This window comes from Limnothrix sp. FACHB-406 (assembly GCF_014698235.1).
GTDB lineage: Bacteria > Cyanobacteriota > Cyanobacteriia > CACIAM-69d > CACIAM-69d > CACIAM-69d.
On the sequence record NZ_JACJSP010000009.1, the window covers coordinates 88,363 to 108,108 of the forward strand.

The 19,746-nt window shown below is 56.2% G+C and carries 17 protein-coding genes and 1 riboswitch; of the genes, 13 read left to right on the plus strand and 4 right to left on the minus strand.

Features of this window, described 5'->3' with window-relative positions; all coding sequences use genetic code 11:
* Positions 1-135: 135 nt before the first annotated feature.
* Positions 136-1,554, minus strand: coding sequence for a hypothetical protein (locus tag H6G53_RS10750; RefSeq protein WP_190532788.1), 1,419 nt, complete (start codon positions 1,552-1,554; stop codon positions 136-138).
* Here H6G53_RS10750 and H6G53_RS10755 point away from each other — a divergent pair.
* Together H6G53_RS10755 and H6G53_RS10760 are read left to right on the plus strand one after the other, a co-directional pair.
* On the plus strand, positions 1,553-1,696 hold the full coding sequence (locus H6G53_RS10755) for a hypothetical protein (RefSeq protein WP_190532791.1): 144 nt from the start codon (positions 1,553-1,555) through the stop codon (positions 1,694-1,696). The genes H6G53_RS10750 and H6G53_RS10755 overlap by 2 nt on opposite strands.
* Positions 1,686-2,987, plus strand: a complete 1,302-nt coding sequence (locus tag H6G53_RS10760) for an acyltransferase (protein WP_190532794.1) — start codon at positions 1,686-1,688, stop codon at positions 2,985-2,987. Before H6G53_RS10755 ends, H6G53_RS10760 begins: the two co-directional genes overlap by 11 nt.
* Here H6G53_RS10760 and H6G53_RS10765 read toward each other — a convergent pair.
* The gene (locus tag H6G53_RS10765; protein WP_347343124.1) at positions 2,968-5,484 is read right to left on the minus strand and encodes an HAD-IC family P-type ATPase; all 2,517 of its coding nucleotides are present in this window, start codon (positions 5,482-5,484) and stop codon (positions 2,968-2,970) included. The genes H6G53_RS10760 and H6G53_RS10765 overlap by 20 nt on opposite strands.
* 176 nt (positions 5,485-5,660) lie before the next feature.
* Between H6G53_RS10765 and H6G53_RS10770 the strand changes: the two genes are divergently transcribed.
* The 6 genes from H6G53_RS10770 (at position 5,661) to H6G53_RS10795 (ending at position 9,111) form a co-directional block, all read left to right on the plus strand.
* Positions 5,661-7,172, plus strand: coding sequence for a UbiD family decarboxylase (locus H6G53_RS10770; RefSeq protein ID WP_190532890.1), 1,512 nt, complete (start codon positions 5,661-5,663; stop codon positions 7,170-7,172).
* A gap of 6 nt (positions 7,173-7,178) precedes the next feature.
* Positions 7,179-7,538: a VOC family protein gene (locus H6G53_RS10775; RefSeq protein ID WP_190532797.1), complete on the plus strand. Its 360-nt coding sequence runs from the start codon at positions 7,179-7,181 to the stop codon at positions 7,536-7,538.
* 132 nt (positions 7,539-7,670) lie between these two features.
* Positions 7,671-8,027, plus strand: coding sequence for a nucleotidyltransferase family protein (locus H6G53_RS10780; RefSeq protein WP_190355471.1), 357 nt, complete (start codon positions 7,671-7,673; stop codon positions 8,025-8,027).
* Positions 8,014-8,370, plus strand: a complete 357-nt coding sequence (locus H6G53_RS10785; RefSeq protein ID WP_190532799.1) for a DUF86 domain-containing protein — start codon at positions 8,014-8,016, stop codon at positions 8,368-8,370. Before H6G53_RS10780 ends, H6G53_RS10785 begins: the two co-directional genes overlap by 14 nt.
* A gap of 59 nt (positions 8,371-8,429) precedes the next feature.
* Complete coding sequence (locus H6G53_RS10790) at positions 8,430-8,786, plus strand: nucleotidyltransferase family protein (RefSeq protein ID WP_190532803.1); 357 nt, start codon at positions 8,430-8,432, stop codon at positions 8,784-8,786.
* Positions 8,773-9,111 (plus strand): DUF86 domain-containing protein, encoded by a 339-nt coding sequence (locus tag H6G53_RS10795; RefSeq protein WP_190532807.1) that lies wholly within the window; start codon positions 8,773-8,775, stop codon positions 9,109-9,111. Before H6G53_RS10790 ends, H6G53_RS10795 begins: the two co-directional genes overlap by 14 nt.
* Before the next feature lie 259 nt (positions 9,112-9,370).
* On the opposite strand, the gene H6G53_RS10800 is transcribed toward H6G53_RS10795, so the two are convergent.
* Positions 9,371-10,732 (minus strand): ArsB/NhaD family transporter, encoded by a 1,362-nt coding sequence (locus H6G53_RS10800; protein ID WP_099534766.1) that lies wholly within the window; start codon positions 10,730-10,732, stop codon positions 9,371-9,373.
* Between the two features lie 6 nt (positions 10,733-10,738).
* Positions 10,739-10,901, minus strand: a riboswitch (cyclic di-AMP (ydaO/yuaA leader).
* A gap of 534 nt (positions 10,902-11,435) precedes the next feature.
* Between H6G53_RS10800 and H6G53_RS10810 the strand changes: the two genes are divergently transcribed.
* From H6G53_RS10810 to recJ, 5 genes are all read left to right on the plus strand, one after another.
* Positions 11,436-12,413 (plus strand): cysteine synthase A, encoded by a 978-nt coding sequence (locus H6G53_RS10810; RefSeq protein WP_099534760.1) that lies wholly within the window; start codon positions 11,436-11,438, stop codon positions 12,411-12,413.
* On the plus strand, positions 12,413-12,574 hold the full coding sequence (locus tag H6G53_RS10815; RefSeq protein ID WP_190532809.1) for a hypothetical protein: 162 nt from the start codon (positions 12,413-12,415) through the stop codon (positions 12,572-12,574). The genes H6G53_RS10810 and H6G53_RS10815 overlap by 1 nt, the downstream gene beginning before the upstream one ends.
* 62 nt (positions 12,575-12,636) lie before the next feature.
* Positions 12,637-13,245 (plus strand): orotate phosphoribosyltransferase, encoded by a 609-nt coding sequence (gene pyrE, locus H6G53_RS10820; RefSeq protein WP_190526955.1) that lies wholly within the window; start codon positions 12,637-12,639, stop codon positions 13,243-13,245.
* Positions 13,246-13,395: 150 nt separating this feature from the next.
* Entirely contained in the window at positions 13,396-14,145 is a 750-nt protein-coding gene (fabG, locus tag H6G53_RS10825; RefSeq protein WP_347343125.1) for a 3-oxoacyl-[acyl-carrier-protein] reductase, read from the plus strand.
* Between the two features lie 37 nt (positions 14,146-14,182).
* The gene (gene recJ, locus H6G53_RS10830) at positions 14,183-16,345 is read left to right on the plus strand and encodes a single-stranded-DNA-specific exonuclease RecJ (protein WP_190532813.1); all 2,163 of its coding nucleotides are present in this window, start codon (positions 14,183-14,185) and stop codon (positions 16,343-16,345) included.
* On the opposite strand, the gene H6G53_RS10835 is transcribed toward recJ, so the two are convergent.
* Entirely contained in the window at positions 16,317-19,340 is a 3,024-nt protein-coding gene (locus tag H6G53_RS10835) for a GGDEF domain-containing phosphodiesterase (protein WP_190532817.1), read from the minus strand. The two genes, recJ and H6G53_RS10835, sit on opposite strands and share 29 nt — an antisense overlap.
* Between the last annotated feature and the right edge of the window lie 406 nt (positions 19,341-19,746).

Genomic DNA, 19,746 nt, shown 5'->3' on the forward strand with positions numbered 1-19,746 from the left:
CACCCAACCGATCATGGTCGTTGGATGCGTCACAGGTGGCGGTGCATGGGAGATGAATCAAGATTGTGATTGCCTTCCAAGCCTTCTCCCATGCACCCTACATTTGTATGGGAGCCTTTCGCCAGTTTTCGTCCGCTACGGTTGGTTGAAGGGGGTTGGGGCGGGGCCCAGGTCTTGGAGCTTGCGGGCGAAATAGCTTTCGCGGTGTTGCAACTGCTTCGCCAAAATCGCTGCCTGTTCGTAGGCAATGCGGGCCCGATCGCGCTGATTCAAACTGACAAACAAATCACCCAACTTTTCGTAGGTGTCCATCATTCCGTAGCCGTCCGCCGCCTCGCGGGCCAACTCCAACAGGCTGATATAAAGACTGGCGAGCAGATCAGGTTTGTCGGCAAAGGCGGGGCGGCTGCGATAGAGAGTGGCCAGGCGATCGAGCGCTTCTCGGGCAATGCCCAACTGCTTGATGGAGCGGGCGGCGGCGGCCGTTTCGCGATATTGCAACACCGCCTCTTCCACACGATCGGCCCGGTCAAAATTGGCAGCTAACTCGCTCATCAAGGGCGGAATGAGCCGCACAATCCCCAATGCTTGATAGACCCCCAACAAATCGCGCTGGGCGGCGATCGCCTCATCCCATTGGCGCGATCGATTCAGCAACATCACCAATTCCCGCGCATAGCGCACCTCGGCCTGGCGATGGAGCGGAATGGTGGGTTCTGTGCCCGGCGGTACGGGAACCGCCACCCAACGACCCGCAGCAATTTTGGCCCGCTCGATCGCCAGCAGCTCCCGGTAGGCATCCACAGCCGCCGCATCCTCAAACAGGCTGGCTCGCAATTGACCGATCGCCACCAGATATTTTTCAATTCCCGTGGGATCATCAGCCGTTCTGGCCATCAACAGGCGTGGTTCCAACACCGCCAAGGCTAACTTGGGCGCACGCACTTGGTAATAGGCCAAGCCCAGGGCCTCCAGCAGGGCCGGATCTTCAGGGATGGGCAGCGGTTGCTCGTCGGGCAAAACCGGCTTGGGGCCCGTTTGCCCCGCTTGGATCGCCTTGATTCGATCGGTCACCACCCGCGTTTCTTCCACGGCCCCTTCCCGCCAAGCCAGCTCGCCCACCCGTCCCAGGGCTGGCAACTCTTCAAACAGGCCCAAAAACCGCCGCAATCGCAGTTCTCGATTCCAAAGGGCGAAGGCTTCTAGGGTTTTGCCGGCCCGCAGGGTGGCCGCCGCCTGGAGGTTCAATTCATCGAGGGCCAAACGCAGCCGATCGCGCTCCGTGGGCGACAGTTCCCGCTTCATGGGAAACTCCGGCAGCAGCGGATCCGCCTCTAACAGTTCCAGCGGACTGGGCGGAAATTCATCCCTGGCCGGCCGCGAAAAGATGTCAAAAATCGGCAGGTTATCCAGGAAAGGCAACTGGGCGCGAGCCACTTCCCCGGCGCTGGCCAAGACCAGGGCGATTGCCCCCGCTGACATTGCCCACCGCAGCGATCGCAGCAGTCCATTCAGGGAAAATTCAGCGCGGGAAGGAACGCAACGGGCAGGCATGGGTGAATTGTCCCCGGAAAAACTGAATGAAGAAAAACTGAATGAAAAAGAGACTGAACCGGGCGCGACGGGCGAGCAGCGGCGAACCGTAGTGTTACTTTACCGTAGTGTTTTGCTGGCGGCACTTGGCCATGGTTGCTGATGGTTCTGGTTTGCGCCCGCCCAACCGTTGGGATGCATTGCTGACCTTGCGGGGGGTGGCTTGCTGTTTGGTGATTGTGGCCCACTGCGGCCCGCCGGCCCAAAGCTTGGTCTGGGCTGGACAGGATTGGAGTTGGCTGCTGTTTGCGCCGGGGGGCGTGGCAGTACGGGTGTTTTTTTGCCTGTCGGGCTACTTAATCGGTAAGGGATTTTATACCGAACGCTATCGGCTCGATCGACCTGGGATCATTCGATATTTTCAAAACCGCGCCACTCGAATTTTGCCGCTTTACTATGCCTGTATTTTGATATCGGCAGCGGTGTTTTATCCCCACAGTTGGCAACCCAATCATTGGGGTCATTTGCTGCGGTTGCTGACTTTTACCTATGAGCATTCTTTGCCCTTTGAGTTTAATGCACCCCTATGGTCGCTTTCCACAGAAGTGCAATTTTATGCGATCGCCCCTCTTATTTTTTGGGCGAGTCGGCGCTGGCTGAAAACCGGGCAATTATTACTGGTGGCCATGGCAGCAGTGACCAGTGGATTAATGCTCTATCGGTTCGGAGTTTTTGAGTTAATTGAACAATTATTGGGCAGCACAGAGGGAAATCCCTATTTTATTCGCTATATCTATACTTTTTTGCCGGCCAATTTAGATGCCTTTCTGGTCGGTTTTTGGCTGAATCCGCTGATGCAAAAGCTGCACCAAAACCGACCCCCAACGATCGACCTGGCGGAGGGACAAACAGACCCGATCGAGCCAGGGCAAGGGTTGCAAGTTCGGCCCTGGGTGGCCCTGGCTTGGGGCCGATCGATTCTGGGGTTGCCCTGGAAAGGCTGGGCGATCGGGGCGATGGTGTTGCTTTATGGGTTGGCCGCCTGGTGGAAATATCAAGGGAGCGATCGGGTGTTGTTGGTGGCTCCGGGGCTGACGGTGTTGGCGACGGGGCTGTTTATTTTTGCCTTTGAACGACGGGTTTATTTCAGCTCCGGGCGCAACCGGCCGCTCTCGCGGTCGGCCATGGCGGCTAATCCGCTCCGGGCTTGGGAATTGCTCGGGCTGTTGTCTTTTGGTCTTTATGTTTGGCACTATCCCTTACTGAAGGTGATCGGCCCGTTGATCACGAATCGATCGCCCTTGGTGGCCTATGGCGAACGGTTGGGGTTGGTGTTTTTAGGGTCGATCGCCCTGGCCAGCTTCACCTACTGGGCGATCGAAATTCCGGCAATCCGTTGGCGCAAAAAAGCCCAGCGATCGCCCGAACGATCCCTTAATGATTCCAATCGCTGAGTTTGAAGCCCAAGAATCGATCGAACAATCCCGATCGCCAGATATATCGCAACAGCAAACACCAACTCAGGGCGATCGCCCCAATCAGCAAATAGTCCACCGGTTGCAACAGCGCCAACTCAAAAAACTCGCGCGTTCCCGGCAGGGCCACCAAACCGGCATAGACCCCCAACAATCCCAAGGCCAACAGGGAATAGCGGCGATCGCCACAGAGGGGTTCCGCTGCCACCCAAGGCCCCGCTGGCGGCTTCAAAAACGGCACAAGCAACAGGCCACAGCTTACCAACAGCGTCACCAGGGCGCTGCGGGGCACGGCCAAGAGCGCATCGTTCAAAACCACCAACTCTTCGCCCGTTTGGGTGGCGTTCCAAATGGTGGTGACCAAATAGCCCAAGTAAACCGCCACCGCGATCGGGGTGAGGGTCAAGGTCGCGGGCAAGGTGAAATTCAGCATGGACTTGAGGACGCTCTTTTGGCGCGGTTTCCCGGGCCGGGCCCACAGGGGAAATCCAAAGGTGGGCAGCCCCACCGCCACGATCGTCACCACAGCGCTGTGTTTATTCAGCAGCGGAAAGGTTCCCAGCACTTGCCCCGTACACAAAATCAACAGGGTGACGCAAAACACCCGCACCATAAACAGTTTCAGTACATCGCGGATGCCGTTGCCGATCCGTTGCCCTTCCAAAAAGGTATAGGGCAGGGTCTCGAAGGAGTCGCCCAGCAACACAATATCGGCGGCGCTGCGGGTGGCTTTGCTGCCACTTTCCATGGCAATGCCCAGGTTGGCTTGCTTCAGAGACAACACATCGTTTACGCCATCGCCAATCATGGCCACATAATTGCCCGCACGTCGCAGGGCCGTGACTAAGCGGGCTTTTTGTTCCGGGACGATCCGCCCAAAGATTTGATGCTCGATCGCGGCTTGGGCAAATTCCGCCTCAGTCATGGCGGCCAGGTCGGCTCCGGACACAGCCGACAGATTTTCGCCCAAACCCACCCGAGCCGCGATCGCCCGCACGGTGTCGGGGTTGTCGCCAGAGATAATCTTCAGCCGAATGCCCGCCTCGGCAAATCCTTGGAGCGTTTCCGTCACGCTGGGGCGCAGCTCGTCGCTAAACACCAACAGGCCCAGGGGTTGCAAATCCTGGGGCAGGGGGGCGCTGTCGCGTTTGGCGGGTTTGGGCGGAATGGTGGGACTGACGGCAAACAGCAACACCCGAAATCCTTGGCGAGCCAGGGTCTGGGCCCGATCGCGCCATTCCGGGGGCAGCGGTTCCGCCAGGCCCACGCTCACCATTTCCGGCGCACCCAGGACGTAATACCCCACCACGGGCCCGGCGGCTGGTGGGGCGATCGGGTCAGGCCCAAAGGCGATCGCGCTCCACTTGCGGGCTGATGAAAAGGGAATTTCATAGAGCGGTTCTTGGCCGGGAGCGGGGCAACCGAGGGCGATCGCCTCGCTGGTGGCGTTGCCGGAACGGGTGCTGGCGGCATAGGTTCCCACCTGTTGGGTCAGGTTGGCCAAGTCCTGGCCGGGGGCGATCGGCCACAGTTCCGTGAGCTGAATTCGGTTCGCCGTCAAGGTTCCGGTCTTGTCCACACAGAGCACATCTATATTGCTTAGGGATTCCACAGCGTTGGCCTGTTGAATCAGCACCCGCTTGCCCACCATTCGCACCGCCGCCAGGGCATAGGACAGGGTGACGGTTAAATACAAACCGCTGGGAACCAGACCGGCAATCACGGCCGATCGCTGCACCGTTTCATTGAAGGAAATGGCTTTGGCAATGAACCCGATCGCCACCAGGGCCCAAAAAAAGCAGGCAATGATCATAAAAATCCGAATCACCAAATTCACTTCCGATTGCAAGGGCGTGAGCATTTGGCGAAAGGTGCGGGCACTTTCGGTGAGTTGGTGGGCCAAGCTGTTGCGGCCCACTTTTTGGGCTAAATAATAGCCACTACCGCTTAAACAAATGGTTCCCGAAAAAACAGGGCTGCCGGTTTCCTTTTCAATGGGGTCTGACTCTCCTGTTAAGAGCGATTCATCGGCGGCAATTTCTCCGGCCATCAACTCCCCATCCACCAGAATTTGATCGCCCGATCGCAGCACTAAAACATCACCCGCCACGATTTCGCTCGGGTCAATATCCTGTTCACGACCTTCGCGCACCACGGTGGCCTTGGGCCGGGTTAGAAGGGCAATTTCATCGAGTTTGCGCTTGGCCGCCACTTCTTGAATGGCGTTAATCACCACGCTGCTCAAAATGACCGCCGCCACCAGGATGGCATCGCTAAAACTGCCTAAAAATAAGAAAACAACACTAATGGCAACGAAAACAAAATTAATAAAGGTAAAAATGTTTTCCCGGAGAATTTGCGCATAGGAGCGACTGGTTTTCAGGGGGGCATCATTACCCTGGCCGGCGGCCCGGCGCTCCAGCACTTCGCTGCGGGTCAGACCTTGGAGATGGGGCGGAAGATTCGGCTGATTCACGGGTGACAGGCGATGGACGGGCGATCGAACTAGCAGGCCATCATACCCGGCCCGATTGGGTCTGGCTCGATCGGGGGCGATCGCCCTTGGTACAGCGGGTCAGTGCCGAATTTCGGGATAATGGGAATCGTTACGGTTCGTTACATCACCCCTTCGACAATTCACGCGATCGCCCCATGCCCCGAGATTTACGCGGCTTCTTGAAGCTTTTGGATGAGCGCGGTCAACTGCGCCGGATTACGGTTCCCGTTGATCCCAACCTGGAAATCGCCGAAATTGCCAATCGGATGCTGGCGGCGGGCGGGCCGGCCCTGCTGTTTGAAAACGTCAAGGGCAGCCCTAGCCCCGTGGCCGTGAACCTGTTGGGCACGGTGGAGCGCACCTGCTGGGCCATGAACATGGACTCGCCCGAGGAGCTGGAAACCTTGGGCCGCAAGCTATCGATGTTGCAGCAGCCGAAGCCGCCCAAGAAAATTTCCCAGGCGATCGAGTTTGGCAAGGTGCTGTTTGATGTGTTGCGCGCCAAGCCCGACATTGACCTATTTCCCGCTTGTCATCAGGTGGTGAAACGGGGTGAAGAGGTGAATCTCAACGAAATCCCGATGATTCGCCCCTATCCCGACGATGCGGGCCATGTGGTGACGCTCGGGCTGGTGATTACCAAAGATTGCGAAACCAAGATCCCGAATGTGGGGGTTTACCGGCTGCAACGGCAATCGAACAACACGATGACCGTCCAATGGCTGTCGGTGCGGGGCGGCGCGCGTCACCTGCGGAAGGCGGCGGAACAGGGCCAAAAACTGGAGGTGGCGATCGCCCTGGGGGCTGACCCGCTGTTGCTGATGGCGGCGGCCACACCGATCCCCGTGGACTTGTCTGAGTGGCTGTTTGCGGGTCTCTACGGCGGTTCCGGCGTACACCTGACCAAGTGCAAAACCCTGGATTTGGAAGTGCCGGCCAACTGCGAAATGATTTTGGAAGGGACGATCGACCCCTCGGAAACGGCGATCGACGGGCCCTTCGGCGACCACATGGGCTACTACGGCCCAGCGGCTCCCGGCCCCCTGCTGCGGGTTCATGCCGTCACCCACCGCAAAGACCCGATTTACCTGACCACCTTCAGCGGCCGACCGCCCAAGGAAGAGGCGATGATGGCGATCGCCCTCAACCGGATTTATACGCCGATTTTGCGGACGCAAGTGCCGGAAATTACGGACTTTTTCCTACCGATGGAAGGGTTGAGCTACAAGGCGGCAATCATCTCGATCGACAAGGCCTATCCAGGTCAAGCCCGCCGGGCCGCCTTGGCCTTTTGGAGCGCCTTGCCCCAGTTCACCTACACCAAGTTTGTGATCGTGGTGGACAAGTCCATTAATATTCGCGATCCGCGCCAGGTGATGTGGGCTGTTTGCTCCAAAGTTGACCCCGATCGGGATGTGTTTATCCTGCCGGAAAATCCTCTAGATTCCTTGGATTTTGCTACCGAAAAAGCCGGTCTCGGCAGTCGGATGGGCATTGATGCCACCGACAAGATTTACCCTGAAATTGATCGGGAATGGGGCAAGGTTTTGGAATCCGATCCGGAGGTGGCCGCCACGGTCGATCGGCGTTGGGCAGAATACGGCTTGGCGGATATTAACCTAATGGAAGTGGATGCCAATTTGTTTGGTTACGACATTCGGAGGTAGGCGATCGTGGCGGTAATCCGGGGGCTACATGTGGCATTGAATGTGACCGATCTCGATCGCGCCGCCAGATTTTACGGGGGATTGTTGGGGCTGGAATTAATCGATCGCCCCCTGAAATTTCCCGGTCTTTGGTATGCGATCGGCGATTGGCAAATTCACCTGATTGTTGCGCCCCGGGTGGTGAGTAGCATTCAGGACGATCGTTGGGGTCGCAATGCCCACCTGGTGATCGCGGTGGATGACCTAGAAACCCTCAAAACCCAACTCACCGAAGCAGGCATTTCCTGGCAAGCCAGCGCCTCCGGTCGCGCCGCCATTTTTGCCCCTGATCCCGACGGCAATTTATTAGAACTCCAGCAATCCTAAATCCCTCTTGACTCGTCGCAAACCCGTGAATTATCGTCTGCGCTGATTGTGATAGTACTCACATCTCTGACAGTCAGTGCGGCTAAAATAGTGGGCAGCCTTCGCCATCATGGTCATCAGTGGAGCAGGAGTATGGCAACTGATGCAATCTCAATTCAGAAAATTTACGATCGCCTAACTATCACTCCCGAACAGCTCAAGGATTTCTGCATTCGGTGGCAGATTGCCGAATTAGCCGTGTTTGGTTCAATTTTGCGAGACGATTTCTGCGATCGCGGAGATGATGTCAGTGATATTGATTTGCTTTACAGCCTGAATCAGTCTTCAAGTCATAGCCTTTTCGACATCATGCAGATGCGCGAAGAACTAGAAAAGCTTTGCCATCGAAGAATTGACTTGATTAGCAAACAAGGAATTAAAAATAGTCGTAATTGGCTGCGCCGCCAAGAAATCTTAAATTCAGAGATGATTCTATATGCCCAAAAATAGTGCATCTAGAGATGATCAATCTTTACTGGATATTGCCGACTCCATTCAGTTAATCATGGAATATATCCCTAATTGGGGTGAGTTCCTGGAATCTGTCAAAAATCAAGATGCTGTCATTCGTCGTCTGATTGTTATTGGCGAGGCGACCAAACGATTGTCAATGACGTTTCGCAATGCTCACCCTGATATTCCTTGGAAAGAGATGGCAGGTTTAAGAGATGTGATCGTACATGACTATGATGGTATTGACTTTGAGCGACTGAAGCCCATCATTGAGGTCAAATTGCCTGATGTTTTGCGACAGATTGAGCCACTACTACCAACGCCACCTCAAAATTCATAGCCCATTAATGATCTAAGTTAATGTCCCAGTTGTTATCACTAGTTCAGAGAGTAAATGATATGAAAACTGACACAATATCAATTCAAGAAGTCTACAATCGCCTAACCATCACACCCGAACAGCTCAGGGATTTTTGCATTCGGTGGCAGATTGCCGAATTAGCGGTTTTTGGTTCAATTTTGCGAGACGATTTTCGTTTGAATGGCGAAATTCCCAGCGATATTGACTTGTTATTTTCTGAACAAGTCAATGCTCGAAAAAATCTAATCCTTCAAGTCAAGATGATGTTTGAGCTTGAAGAAATGCTGCATCGAAAAGTGGATCTAATCAGTAAAAAAGCAGTTTTAGAAGATCCTAATACTATTCGCCGTCAACATATCCTAGAGTCTGCCAAGGTCATCTATGTTGAGGGATAGGGAATCGGTATTTGATATTGTTGATTCAATCAGTAAAATCCTGACCTATACAGCAGGAATGACAATGGCTGACTTTATGGCCAGCGACGAAAAGCAAGATGCCGTCCTCAGACGCATCTTAGTAATTGGTGAAGCAACAAAGCGGTTATCCCCTGAATTTCGTCAACGTTACCCAGAAATTCCTTGGAAAGAAATTGCAGGAACTCGAGACATCATTGTTCACGACTATCATCGTGTTGATGCTGAAAGAATCTGGGATGTTGTGCAAAGTGACTTGCCGAATTTGCTGAATGTTTTGACTTCAGTAGATCAAGAGCTGCAATGAATAGAATGGGCTTAGAGGTTGTCATCAAATCCCCAAAACCCTGATGCTTGCGTTGTTATGGGATTGTGGGGAGCAAGGGGCTTAAGCCCCTTGTCTAGGGCGGTTGAGCTGCGACAATTAGTCATTTCAGCTTCAACCAACTTCATTGGATGATATGCCCTAGGATTTCAGACTATTCATGCTTGAAAGCTGGCATAAAAAATGGGCTGACAATTGCCAGCCCGTATTCTACTCGTTACTTTTAAGTTGGTAGACAAACTTAGGACTGACCCGGTAGCAAAAACCGAATCATCATATACAAAGAAGCAGCAACTAGTTGGGCTAGCATCACCGGAATTCCATACTTCAAAAAGCGGTGAAAAGAGATGCTTTTGCCGTGCAATTCAGCAATTCCAGCCGCCACAATGTTAGAAGAAGCGCCAACTAGGGTTCCATTTCCTCCCAAGGTTGCCCCATACATCATTGCGTAAAACAGGGGCAACACTTGTGGAGGAAAGCTCCCAGAATAATCCTGCGCCAAGATTTCTGGCCCAGCCATCCCTACATTCACCACATATTCCTTGAGCAGGGGAACCATTGCCACGACCAAAGGAATATTGGGAACGACGCTAGACACCAAGCCCACAAAGAAAATCAGGGCGATCGAACCCAAGAAAATATTGGTTCCGAGCATAGCTGCCAAGGCTCCTGACAAAAGACTGACCACGCCAGTTTTTTGCAAGCCGCCGATCAGCACAAAAATGGACATGAAAAACAGCAATGTGCTCCAATCCACATCTCGCAAAATGTTATTAACGGTGTCAATTTTGCTGTGATGGGCTAAGAGTAAGGCTAACGCAGCACCTAGGAGGGCAACGGCGGCGGGAGAAACAGGAATGGGCAACGACTCACCAATCACAAAAAAGACCAACACGAGCAGCACAATCAGACCACCAAAGGCTAATGTGCGCGGGTGATTAATTTTGGGGTGGGGCAAGTCGTCCAGATTTTTCAGCTCTTTCTTCCAAGTGGTTCGGAACAGAATAGGAAGCAGCAAAATAATCACCCCGATCGCCACAGCACCCCCTAGGCTAAGGCGAGTTAGGTATTCGGTGAAGGTTAAATTTACTGCGTCCCCAACAATGTAGGTGGCTGGGTCACCCACAATGGTTAAAAGTCCGGCACTGTTGGCCACAAAAACCATCAAAATCAGAAGGGGCACGAAATCTACGCCCACTTCTTCTGCCAATGGGGGAATTAAAGGAGCCAACAACATGACTGTGGTGGCGTTTGGTAAAACAGCACAAATGGGCGTTGTGATGCCCACAATCCCTAACAGCAAATTTTTGCCTTTGCCTTGGGCCAAAATCACCATTTGGGTGGCTAAGTAGTCAAAAACTTTGGTGGGTTCAAAGGCCCGCACCAAAATCATGACTCCCAAGAAGAGGGCGAGGGTTCCATGGCTCTGGCTGATGTACCCGATCGCCTCTTTCAAGCTCATTACGTGGGCAAACACCAACACCAGCGCTCCCAAAAAGGCTGCAACCGTGAGGTGAATCCATTCCGTCATGATCACCACAATGACGGTGATGAAGACAATTCCGGCAATCCAAGCGTCTAGGTTTCCGATTTGCTCTAGCATTTCCGATTCTCCTTCCATTGGCTGACGAGGTTAGCTGACGGGCTAGGCTTGGAAGTAGCCTTCTTGCAGCACAAGATTCGCCCCAAAATTTAGGCTGGTTCCCCCGCTCGATCGCCCTGCTTCAATTGGACTTAAAGACCAGAGCCGATCGATTAAGCGTTGACTACGAGATAGTGAAAGTTGCAATTTGTCCATGTCGTTTATCAATGACATAAAGCGACTTAATCCAATCAAGTGTCTACTCAAAAAAATCCAAACTTGGTCTAATTGCCCTTCAGCTAGAAATGTCTGCCTTGAGGTTGGCTAACCATGACTGATGAAATTTCTTGACGAATTGCCAAAAAGTTTCTTCATTTTGCTATTGGTTTTGGTGATTGCAAAATCAATAGCTCTAGGCATGTCATTCCAAGCATGGAGGCAATGCATGAAGACTCAGGTGGAATCAGCCTAAAGACTTTGGGCAACTGATAGATTTTGATGAATTTCTTTTGAGTTGGCTCGGTGGATTTAAACCTGTGTCATGGATCACAGGTTATTTGGACAGACTGCCGTTTGACGCTAGCATGGATAACTTGGGTGGGTCAATCAAGGGGCGATCGCCTAGGATTTGGCTCTAGGTACAATTCCCAAGTTCCGGTACTGTGAATAAACGAGTCAAACTCACCGTAAATTGAGTCACCAAATCGCCGTTAGACCCCGAGCAATGGATATCAAAAATGGATTCGTCGGGACAGTTGGTAATACTCCACTGATCCGGCTCAACAGCTTTAGTGACGCAACCGGCTGCGAAATCCTGGGTAAAGCGGAATTTTTGAACCCTGGTGGGTCGGTTAAAGATCGGGCGGCCCTTTACATTATTGAAGATGCGGAACGGCGCGGGTTGCTGAAACCCGGCGGCACGGTGGTGGAAGGCACGGCAGGCAACACCGGAATCGGCCTCGCCCACATTTGCAACGCCAAGGGTTACAAGTGTCTGATCGTGATTCCCGATACCCAGTCCCAGGAAAAAATCGACCTGCTGCGGACGCTGGGGGCGGAGGTGAAGACCGTGCCCGCCGTGCCCTACCGCGATCCTAATAACTATGTGAAGCTGTCGGGTCGGTTGGCGGCGGAAATCCCGAACGCCATTTGGGCCAACCAGTTCGACAACTTGGCAAATCGTCAGTCCCACTACGAAACGACGGGGCCGGAGATTTGGGCGCAAACAGACGGCACGGTGGACGCTTGGGTGGCGGCGACGGGCACGGGCGGAACCTACGCGGGGGTGGCGATGTTCCTGAAGGAGCAGAACCCCCAAGCGCAAATGGTGCTGGCGGATCCGATGGGCAGTGCGCTCTACAGCTACGCGAAAACCGGGGAGCTGACGATGGAGGGCAACTCGATCACCGAGGGGATCGGGAATTCGCGGGTGACGGCGAATATGGAGGGCGTGCCGATCGATGATGCGATTCGGGTGACGGATCCGGAGGCGCTGGCGGTGCTGGCTCAGTTGATGAAAAAGGAGGGGCTGTTTATGGGCGGCTCTGTCGGCATCAATGTGGGGGCGGCGGTGAAGCTGGCGGAAAAACTGGGGCCGGGCCACACGATCGTCACGGTGCTGTGCGATGGCGGGTCGCGGTATCAATCGCGGCTGTATAACGCGGAGTGGCTGGCCAGCAAGGGGCTGGTGATGCCGGATTAATGCAGGTTAAATCCCCGCAAGCCGGAGGTTGCAAGGCGTTGCGCTTAGTCCTCTCTGAGGCGATCGAACCGGAGGGCGCAAGGCGTTGCGCCCCTACGGAGGTGGTGGTGCGATCGCCCGGTCAACCAGTGGTGATCGGTGGTGCGTACCCGGCGCGGTAGGATAGGGAGTCGCAATTTTTGTTGCTATTCGTTTGCTTCGTCCTGTCGCTCCATCTGTCGCCATGACCGTTACCGCTGGGAACTGGGCCGCCACTGCCGGTGAGGCTGAATTGCGCGATCGCCTGTTGGATTTGCTGTGCGATCGCGCCTACCGGGAAGGGGACTTTACCCTTTCGTCGGGCCAAAAAAGCACCTACTACATCAACTGCAAACCGGTGACGCTGCATCCTGAGGGGGCATTGGCGCTGGGGCGGTTGCTGCTGGGGCAAGTGCCGACGGGGGCGGCGGCGGTGGCCGGGTTGACCCTGGGGGCTGACCCGTTGGTGTCGGCGGTGAGTGTGGTGTCGGCGCTGGAAAACCGCCCGATTTCTGCCCTGATTATCCGCAAGGAAGCCAAGGGCCACGGCACGATGGCCTACATCGAGGGGCCGGCGTTGGAGCCGGGTTCGTCGGTGGTGGTGCTCGAAGATGTGGTGACGACGGGGGGGTCGGCCTTGAAGGCGGTCGATCGCCTGCGGGAAGCGGGCTACCAGGTCGATCGGGTGGTGGCGATTGTCGATCGGCTCCAGGGTGGCGCGGAACTGTACGCGCAACATGGCTTGGCCTTTGAGGCGCTATTCTCGATCGCCGATGTGCAGGCCCATTACGCGGCGCGATCGACCCAACCTTAAGCGATCACCCAACCCGAATTTCCGTAGGGGCGCACCGCTGTGCGCCCTCCGGTTCGATCAATTCGGGTGGGGGCTGGGCGCACGCGGTGCGCCCCTACGGATTCCGAAATTTGTTGATTGTCTGAAATCTGTTTTTGGGAGCTTTTAACCGTGACTGAAACCCGCCTGCAAAACCAAGTGGCTGTTGTGACCGGGGCTTCTCGGGGGATTGGCCGAGCCGCTGCCCTCGCCCTGGCCGCCGAAGGAGCCAAGGTGGTGGTGAACTATGCGGCCTCCAGTGGGGCGGCTGAAAGCTTGGTGGCGGAAATTGCCGGGAACGGGGGCGAGGCGATCGCCGTGAAAGCCGACATGTCCAAGCCCGATGAGGTAGACGCGCTATTGCAAGCCACCCTGGACAAATGGGGCCGGGTCGATGTGTGGGTGAACAACGCTGGGATTACCCGCGATACGCTGCTGCTGCGGATGAAGCTAGAAGACTGGCAGGCGGTGATCGACCTGAACCTGACCGGCGTGTTTTTGGGCACGAAGGCCGTCAGCAAGGTGATGCTGAAGCAAAAGTCCGGCCGGATCATCAACATCGCTTCCGTGGCGGGGCAAATGGGCAATCCGGGCCAGGCCAACTACAGCGCTGCGAAGGCAGGTGTGATTGGTTTCACGAAGACGGTGGCCAAGGAACTGGCGGCGCGAGGAATTACGGTGAATGCGATCGCCCCGGGGTTCATCAGCACGGACATGACCGAAGGCCTGGACAGCGAAGGCATCCTGAAGGCGATTCCGTTGGGTCGCTACGGCAAGCCCGAGGAAATTGCGGGCACGGTGGCCTTTTTGGCGGCCGACCCGGCGGCAGCCTACATCACGGGTCAAACGATTAACGTCGATGGCGGCATGGTAATGGCCTAGGGGTTGATTCGTTTTCTGCACAGTCCGGAGCTAAATCATGAGAGCCACGCGCTGGGCGATCGCCCCGGAAGATGCCGATCGCGCCGCTGAGATTGCAGCGGCCACGGGCCTGTCGCCGCTGTTGGCGCAGGTGCTGATTAACCGGGGTGTGGATTCACCGGAGCTGGCCGAGCTGTTTCTCGATCCGGATTTGGAGGCACTGCCCAGCCCGATCGCGGAGTTCCCCGACCTGGCCTCGGCGCTGGATCTGTTGGCGGAGGCGATCGAACGGGGCGATCGGCTCGGGATTTGCGGCGACTACGACGCGGACGGCATGACCAGCACCGCCCTGCTGATCCGCGCCTTCCGTCATTTGGGAGCCGATGTGACCGCCTCGATTCCCAGCCGGATGACCGATGGCTACGGGATTAATCAGCGGATCGTGGAGGAGTTTCACCAAAACGGAATCAGCCTGATCCTGACGGTGGACAACGGGATCGCCGCCTACGAGCCGATCGCCCGGGCCCGGGAGCTGGGGTTAACCGTGATCCTGACCGATCACCACGATGTGCCGCCCCGAATTCCGCCCGCCAACGCGATCCTGAACCCGAAATTAATCGACCCGGCCTCGCCCTACGCCGGATTGGCCGGGGTCGGTGTGGCCTACGTGTTGGCCGTTGCTTTGGCCCAGCGGATGGAGCGATCGGCCCCGTGGAAATCCCTGTTGCAACTGTTCACCCTGGGGACGATCGCCGACCTTGCGCCCCTGACCGGCGTGAATCGGCGCTGGGTCAGGCGGGGCCTCAGTTTGTTGCCCTTTTCTACCGTGCCCGGAATTCGCGCCCTGCAACAGGTGGCGGGGATCAGCGTGGCCGGCGATGGGCAAGGGGACGGCAACGCCACGGCCAGCACCAGCAAAGGCCCCCTAAAACCGGAGGCGATCGGCTTTCGGCTCGGGCCGCGGATCAACGCCGTGGGGCGGATTCACCAGCCGAATGTGGTGATCGACCTGCTGACCACCGATGACAGTGGTGAGGCCCTAGAGCGGGCCATGCAATGCGAGGAAATCAACCAGAAGCGCCAACAAATTTGTAACCAAATTGAGCAGGAAGCCCACGCCTGGTATCAGTCCAGCGATTTGGATCTGAAGGCGGCGCGGGTGATGCTGGTGGTGCAACCGGATTGGCACCACGGGACGATCGGGATTGTTGCCTCGCGGTTGGTGGAGCGTTACGGTGCGCCCGTGTTCATCGGCACTTACGAAGAAGAAAACCCCGAGCAGGTGCGCGGTTCCGCCCGCAGCATCCCGGAATTCAACGTGTTTGAAGCCCTGGAATATTGCAAAGACCTGCTAACCAAGCATGGCGGCCACCGGGCGGCGGGCGGCTTTTCGCTCCCGGCGGCCAATTTGCCGGCTTTTGAGGCGCGGTTGCGGGAATTTGCCCAAACCTGCTTGCAACCGGAGCATATTTGCCCGCTGGTGCAGCCCGATGTGCGGGCCAGCCTGGGCGAGCTGGATGGGGAGCTGTACGAACAAATCGATATGCTGCACCCCTGCGGCATTGGTAACCCCGACCCGGTGTTTTGGTCGCCGGGATTGCAGGTGGTGGGTCAGCGGCAGTTGGGGCAGGATCGCAAGCATTTGCGGCTCACGGTGTCCGATGGGACGGGCCAAATGGAGGCGATCGCCTGGCGCTGGGGCGATGCGTTTCCGTTGCCGCCCGTGGTGGATGTGGCCTATCAGCTCAAGGAAAACCACTGGAACGGCGCGGTGAATTTGGAACTGGATGTGGTGGCGATCCGGCCCGCTGTCGCTGGTAGTGCCCCGGCTCGATCGCCCGTCCTAGCCGATCGCCCGGCCACCTACGATCCAGCCGTAACAGCCGCCGTACCAGACAAGGGGCTTAAGCCCCTTGCCCCCAATAGCCGCCAGCCTCTTGCTCCCCCAAGTCCCAAGCGGGCCAACTTTACCTTCCGCGATCGCCCCTACAACTGCGCCTGGGGCGATCGGGACGGCCAGCCAGAATTACGGATCCGCAACCCCGAGGGCAAAGTGCTGGCCCTAGTGGACGGGGAACCCACCGGCCTGCTCGGCCCCAACCGGGAAACGGCCGAGCCAGTGGATTTGAATCATCCCTTTTTTAGATCGCTGATTGCCGCCGCCAAAGGGGCCCTAACTGGGGCTGATCCCGCTAATTCAGGCCTAACTGGGGCCGAATGACCGATAGCACCCGATCGCCCCTCAACAATTCCTCCGCCGCGGCCGCCTGCATGGGTTTGGCAAACAAAAAGCCCTGGCCATAGTCACAGCCCAACTGTTCTAGGCATTGCAACTGTTCTGGGGTTTCAATGCCCTCGGCCACCGTGTGAATGTTCAAACTGCGGGCTAAGTTCACGATCGTCCGCACAATGGCAGCACTGTCTTCCGAGTAGGGCAGATCCTTCACGAAGGAGCGATCGACCTTCAGGGCATTGATCGGGAACTGCTGCAATCGGCTGAGGGAAGAATAGCCCGTGCCGAAATCATCAATGCAGGATTGCACCCCCAACGCCTTGAGCCGTGCCAGCTTATCCACCACCGAATCGACCCGCTCCGCAATCACACTTTCGGTCACCTCAATCCGCAAACAGGCCGGCGGCAAGCCCGTTTCCATCAGGGTTCGTTCAATCTGCTGCACCAAATTCGCTTGGGCAAACTGTCGCCCCGCAATGTTGACGCTAATGGAGAGGGGGAGATGGCTATGATCCCGATGCCAGTGCGATCGCCACTGTTGCAGTTGGGCACAGGCCGCCGCCAACACCCATTCCCCCAAATGCACAATCAAATCCGTTTCCTCGGCTGCGGCCACCATCACGGACGGCGAGATCCAACCCTGTTGGGGATGGTTCCAGCGCACCAGGGCCTCAAAGCCCACCAACCGCCGATCTTGAATGCGGACGATCGGTTGGAAATAGACCTCTAAGCCGTTGTTGCTGAGGGCTTGGCGCAAATCGCTTTCGATTTGCAACTGCGTGAGGGTGCTGTGGTGCAACATTGGCTCAAAGACTTGGGAGCAGCCCTTGCCGTTGGCCTTGGCGCGATACATGGCAATATCCGCATCGCGCATGAGGTTTTGCCAGTTGGCGTAGGGCTGTTGGGTGGCGGGATCCTGGCTGAGGGCCACGCCAATGCTGGCGCTGGTGTAGAAGTCATGGCCATGGATATGAAAGGGCTGTTTCAGGTGTTCCTGCACCCGATCGGCCACCCAAAGGGCTTCCTCACTCGTGCCCACATCATCCAAAATCACGGCAAACTCATCGCCCCCCAGCCGGGCCACGGTGTCGTTGCACCGCAGGCAACTTTGCAGACGGCGGCCAATTTGCACCAAGAGTTCATCGCCCGCATGGTGTCCCAGGCTGTCGTTGACCACTTTGAACCGATCGAGGTCCACATACAACACCCCAAACATCCGATTGGCGTGGCGCTGGGATTGGCTGAGGCAAACTTTCAGCCGATCGACAAATAAGTTTCGATTGGGCAGCCCGGTCAAGGCATCGTAGAACGCGTTGTAGGTTAGCTGTTCTTCCGCCTGTTTGCGGGCGCTGATGTCTTCAACCAGGGCCAGGGTGTAGGGTTGTGCGTCGCTGGCGGATTGCACCAGGGAAACGGTCACATTCACCCACTGGAGCTGACCGTCCTTGCGCAGGTAGCGTTTTTCCAGGGAAAAGGAGGAAATGTCGCCTCGCCAAAGCCGCTGGGATTGTTGGAGGTTTTCGGCCAAGTCGCCGGGATAGGTCAAATCCTGGAAAGTTTGCTGCAAAAGTTCTGCTTCTGTGTAGCCCAGGAGGTTACAGAACCGCTGATTGACATGTAAATAGCGGCCGTTGGGGTCAATTTGGCAAATCCCGATCGCGGCCTGTTCCACAATTGCCCGAAACCGTTCTTCGCTTTCTCGGAGGGCTGCTTCTGAGCGCTTGCGTTTGTCAATGTCGGTAATGGATCCCACCATTCTTTGCACTTGTCCCCGGCGATCCCACTGGGCTTGACCCCGAGCCGAAATCCATTTGTATTGGCCATCGCGACATCGCAGCCGATATTCCATGGAATATTCATCGATTTTGCGGTTGACATAATCGTCAAAGCCCCGCAAAACCCGACCCAAATCATCGGGATGCACTCTAGAAATCCATTCCGATCGGCGGTTGCCAATTTGATCGGCTTGATAGCCCAACATGGATTTCCAGCGGCTGGAGTAGACCACTTCATCGGACTTGGGGTTCCAATCCCAAATGCCGTCATTGTTGCCCTGGAGCACCAGTTGCCAGCGGTCTTCGTTGGATTGCGCCCGATCGGCCAGGCGGGCGGGCAATTGCATCCAGCGATAGATCTGGATACCGCCAATGATCGCCAAGCCACAGCCGGTTAACCAAGTCCAGAGCGATCGACGCGAGTACAGCACCCAACCATCTCGGGGCAGGGCCGCCAGTTCCCAATGGCTGTTGCCCACTTGCAGGAACGATCGCACCGGTTGCTGGCGAGCCAAAATTAATTCCCCAAACTGCCGCTCCAGCGCTTGACCTCGCACCCACACGGCCAGATGCACCGACGATTGGCGATTGGCGCGCAAATCTTCCACCACTTGGTTAACCTTGATTGCCACTTGCACCTGGATGGGGGGTTGACTCGAGGGGGCCAACTGGCGAATGGGCATGGTGGTGTTGATGAGAAGCAGAGGCCGGGGGCGATCGAACTGGAGACGGGGGAGGCAAACGGGATTTAAATCCCAGGGTAAATCCGTGGCTAATGTCCAAGAAGGGGCCCACGATCGACCCGCTGCGATCGATTGGGGCGGACAAGCGGCTGAAGTGGGAACTCGGGGGTTAATTTCGGTGGGTGACAACGGGGGATAGCGGTATAAAACCCGCGGCCCCTGCACCACCTGCACCGCTTGAATGGCCGGATCATCGGCAATGATTGAACCGGCAAAGGTGTTAAATGCGGCGGTGTTGAGCCGCCCTTCGGTGGCAATGTAGGTGGCGAGGCTGTAGCCCAGCATGGCCCGCACCTTCAGGTTGCTTTGAATTTGGGTTTCCAGGGCCGTCAGCTCCGCCGAAATGCGTGATCGTCGATCGTATAAACGGCGATCGCGATCGGCCTGATCAAACAGCCAAGTGCCGGCCAAAATCGCAACAACAGTTCCGCTCGCAACGATCGTGGGTAGCCAAGGCATCTTCATAGACAAAACCAAATAAGCACAAAGCGACTGGGCCGCCGCGTGATTGTTGGGGCTTCGGGGTGGGTGGTGACCTCCCGACAGACAGTTGGCAGGTGAGCGATCAACTGGGCGATCGAGGGCAATCAACGGGGATCGCTATCTGATCCACGGGCGATTGCCAAGCAGTCAACGGGGAATTGATAGGCATCAACGGGGGATTAACAGGTGATTGACAGGTCGTCAACAGGTCGCTAGCAGGTCATGAACAGGGCAATTAACACACAGGCAACTAACACACAGGCAATGGGCGATTGACAGGCAATTAACGATTGACAGGCAATTAAGAGGCAATCAATAGGCAACCCATCGGCAATCAACAGAAGAAATCTTGGCCATTCGTCACCGAGCAGACCGGATGCAATGCTGT

Excerpts from the sequence above, each read along its gene's own strand:
- H6G53_RS10810 (WP_099534760.1), top strand. The coding sequence starts at position 11,436 with ATGGATATCAAAAATGGATTCGTCGGGACAGTTGGTAATACTCCACTG.
- H6G53_RS10750 (WP_190532788.1), bottom strand. The coding sequence starts at position 1,554 with ATGCCTGCCCGTTGCGTTCCTTCCCGCGCTGAATTTTCCCTGAATGGA.
- H6G53_RS10780 (WP_190355471.1), top strand. The coding sequence starts at position 7,671 with ATGGCAACTGATGCAATCTCAATTCAGAAAATTTACGATCGCCTAACT.
- H6G53_RS10770 (WP_190532890.1), top strand. The coding sequence starts at position 5,661 with ATGCCCCGAGATTTACGCGGCTTCTTGAAGCTTTTGGATGAGCGCGGT.
- H6G53_RS10785 (WP_190532799.1), top strand. The coding sequence starts at position 8,014 with ATGCCCAAAAATAGTGCATCTAGAGATGATCAATCTTTACTGGATATT.
- H6G53_RS10795 (WP_190532807.1), top strand. The coding sequence starts at position 8,773 with ATGTTGAGGGATAGGGAATCGGTATTTGATATTGTTGATTCAATCAGT.
- pyrE (WP_190526955.1), top strand. The coding sequence starts at position 12,637 with ATGACCGTTACCGCTGGGAACTGGGCCGCCACTGCCGGTGAGGCTGAA.
- H6G53_RS10755 (WP_190532791.1), top strand. The coding sequence starts at position 1,553 with ATGGGTGAATTGTCCCCGGAAAAACTGAATGAAGAAAAACTGAATGAA.
- recJ (WP_190532813.1), top strand. The coding sequence starts at position 14,183 with ATGAGAGCCACGCGCTGGGCGATCGCCCCGGAAGATGCCGATCGCGCC.
- H6G53_RS10815 (WP_190532809.1), top strand. The coding sequence starts at position 12,413 with ATGCAGGTTAAATCCCCGCAAGCCGGAGGTTGCAAGGCGTTGCGCTTA.
- H6G53_RS10800 (WP_099534766.1), bottom strand. The coding sequence starts at position 10,732 with ATGCTAGAGCAAATCGGAAACCTAGACGCTTGGATTGCCGGAATTGTC.
- H6G53_RS10790 (WP_190532803.1), top strand. The coding sequence starts at position 8,430 with ATGAAAACTGACACAATATCAATTCAAGAAGTCTACAATCGCCTAACC.
- H6G53_RS10760 (WP_190532794.1), top strand. The coding sequence starts at position 1,686 with ATGGTTGCTGATGGTTCTGGTTTGCGCCCGCCCAACCGTTGGGATGCA.
- H6G53_RS10835 (WP_190532817.1), bottom strand. The coding sequence starts at position 19,340 with ATGAAGATGCCTTGGCTACCCACGATCGTTGCGAGCGGAACTGTTGTT.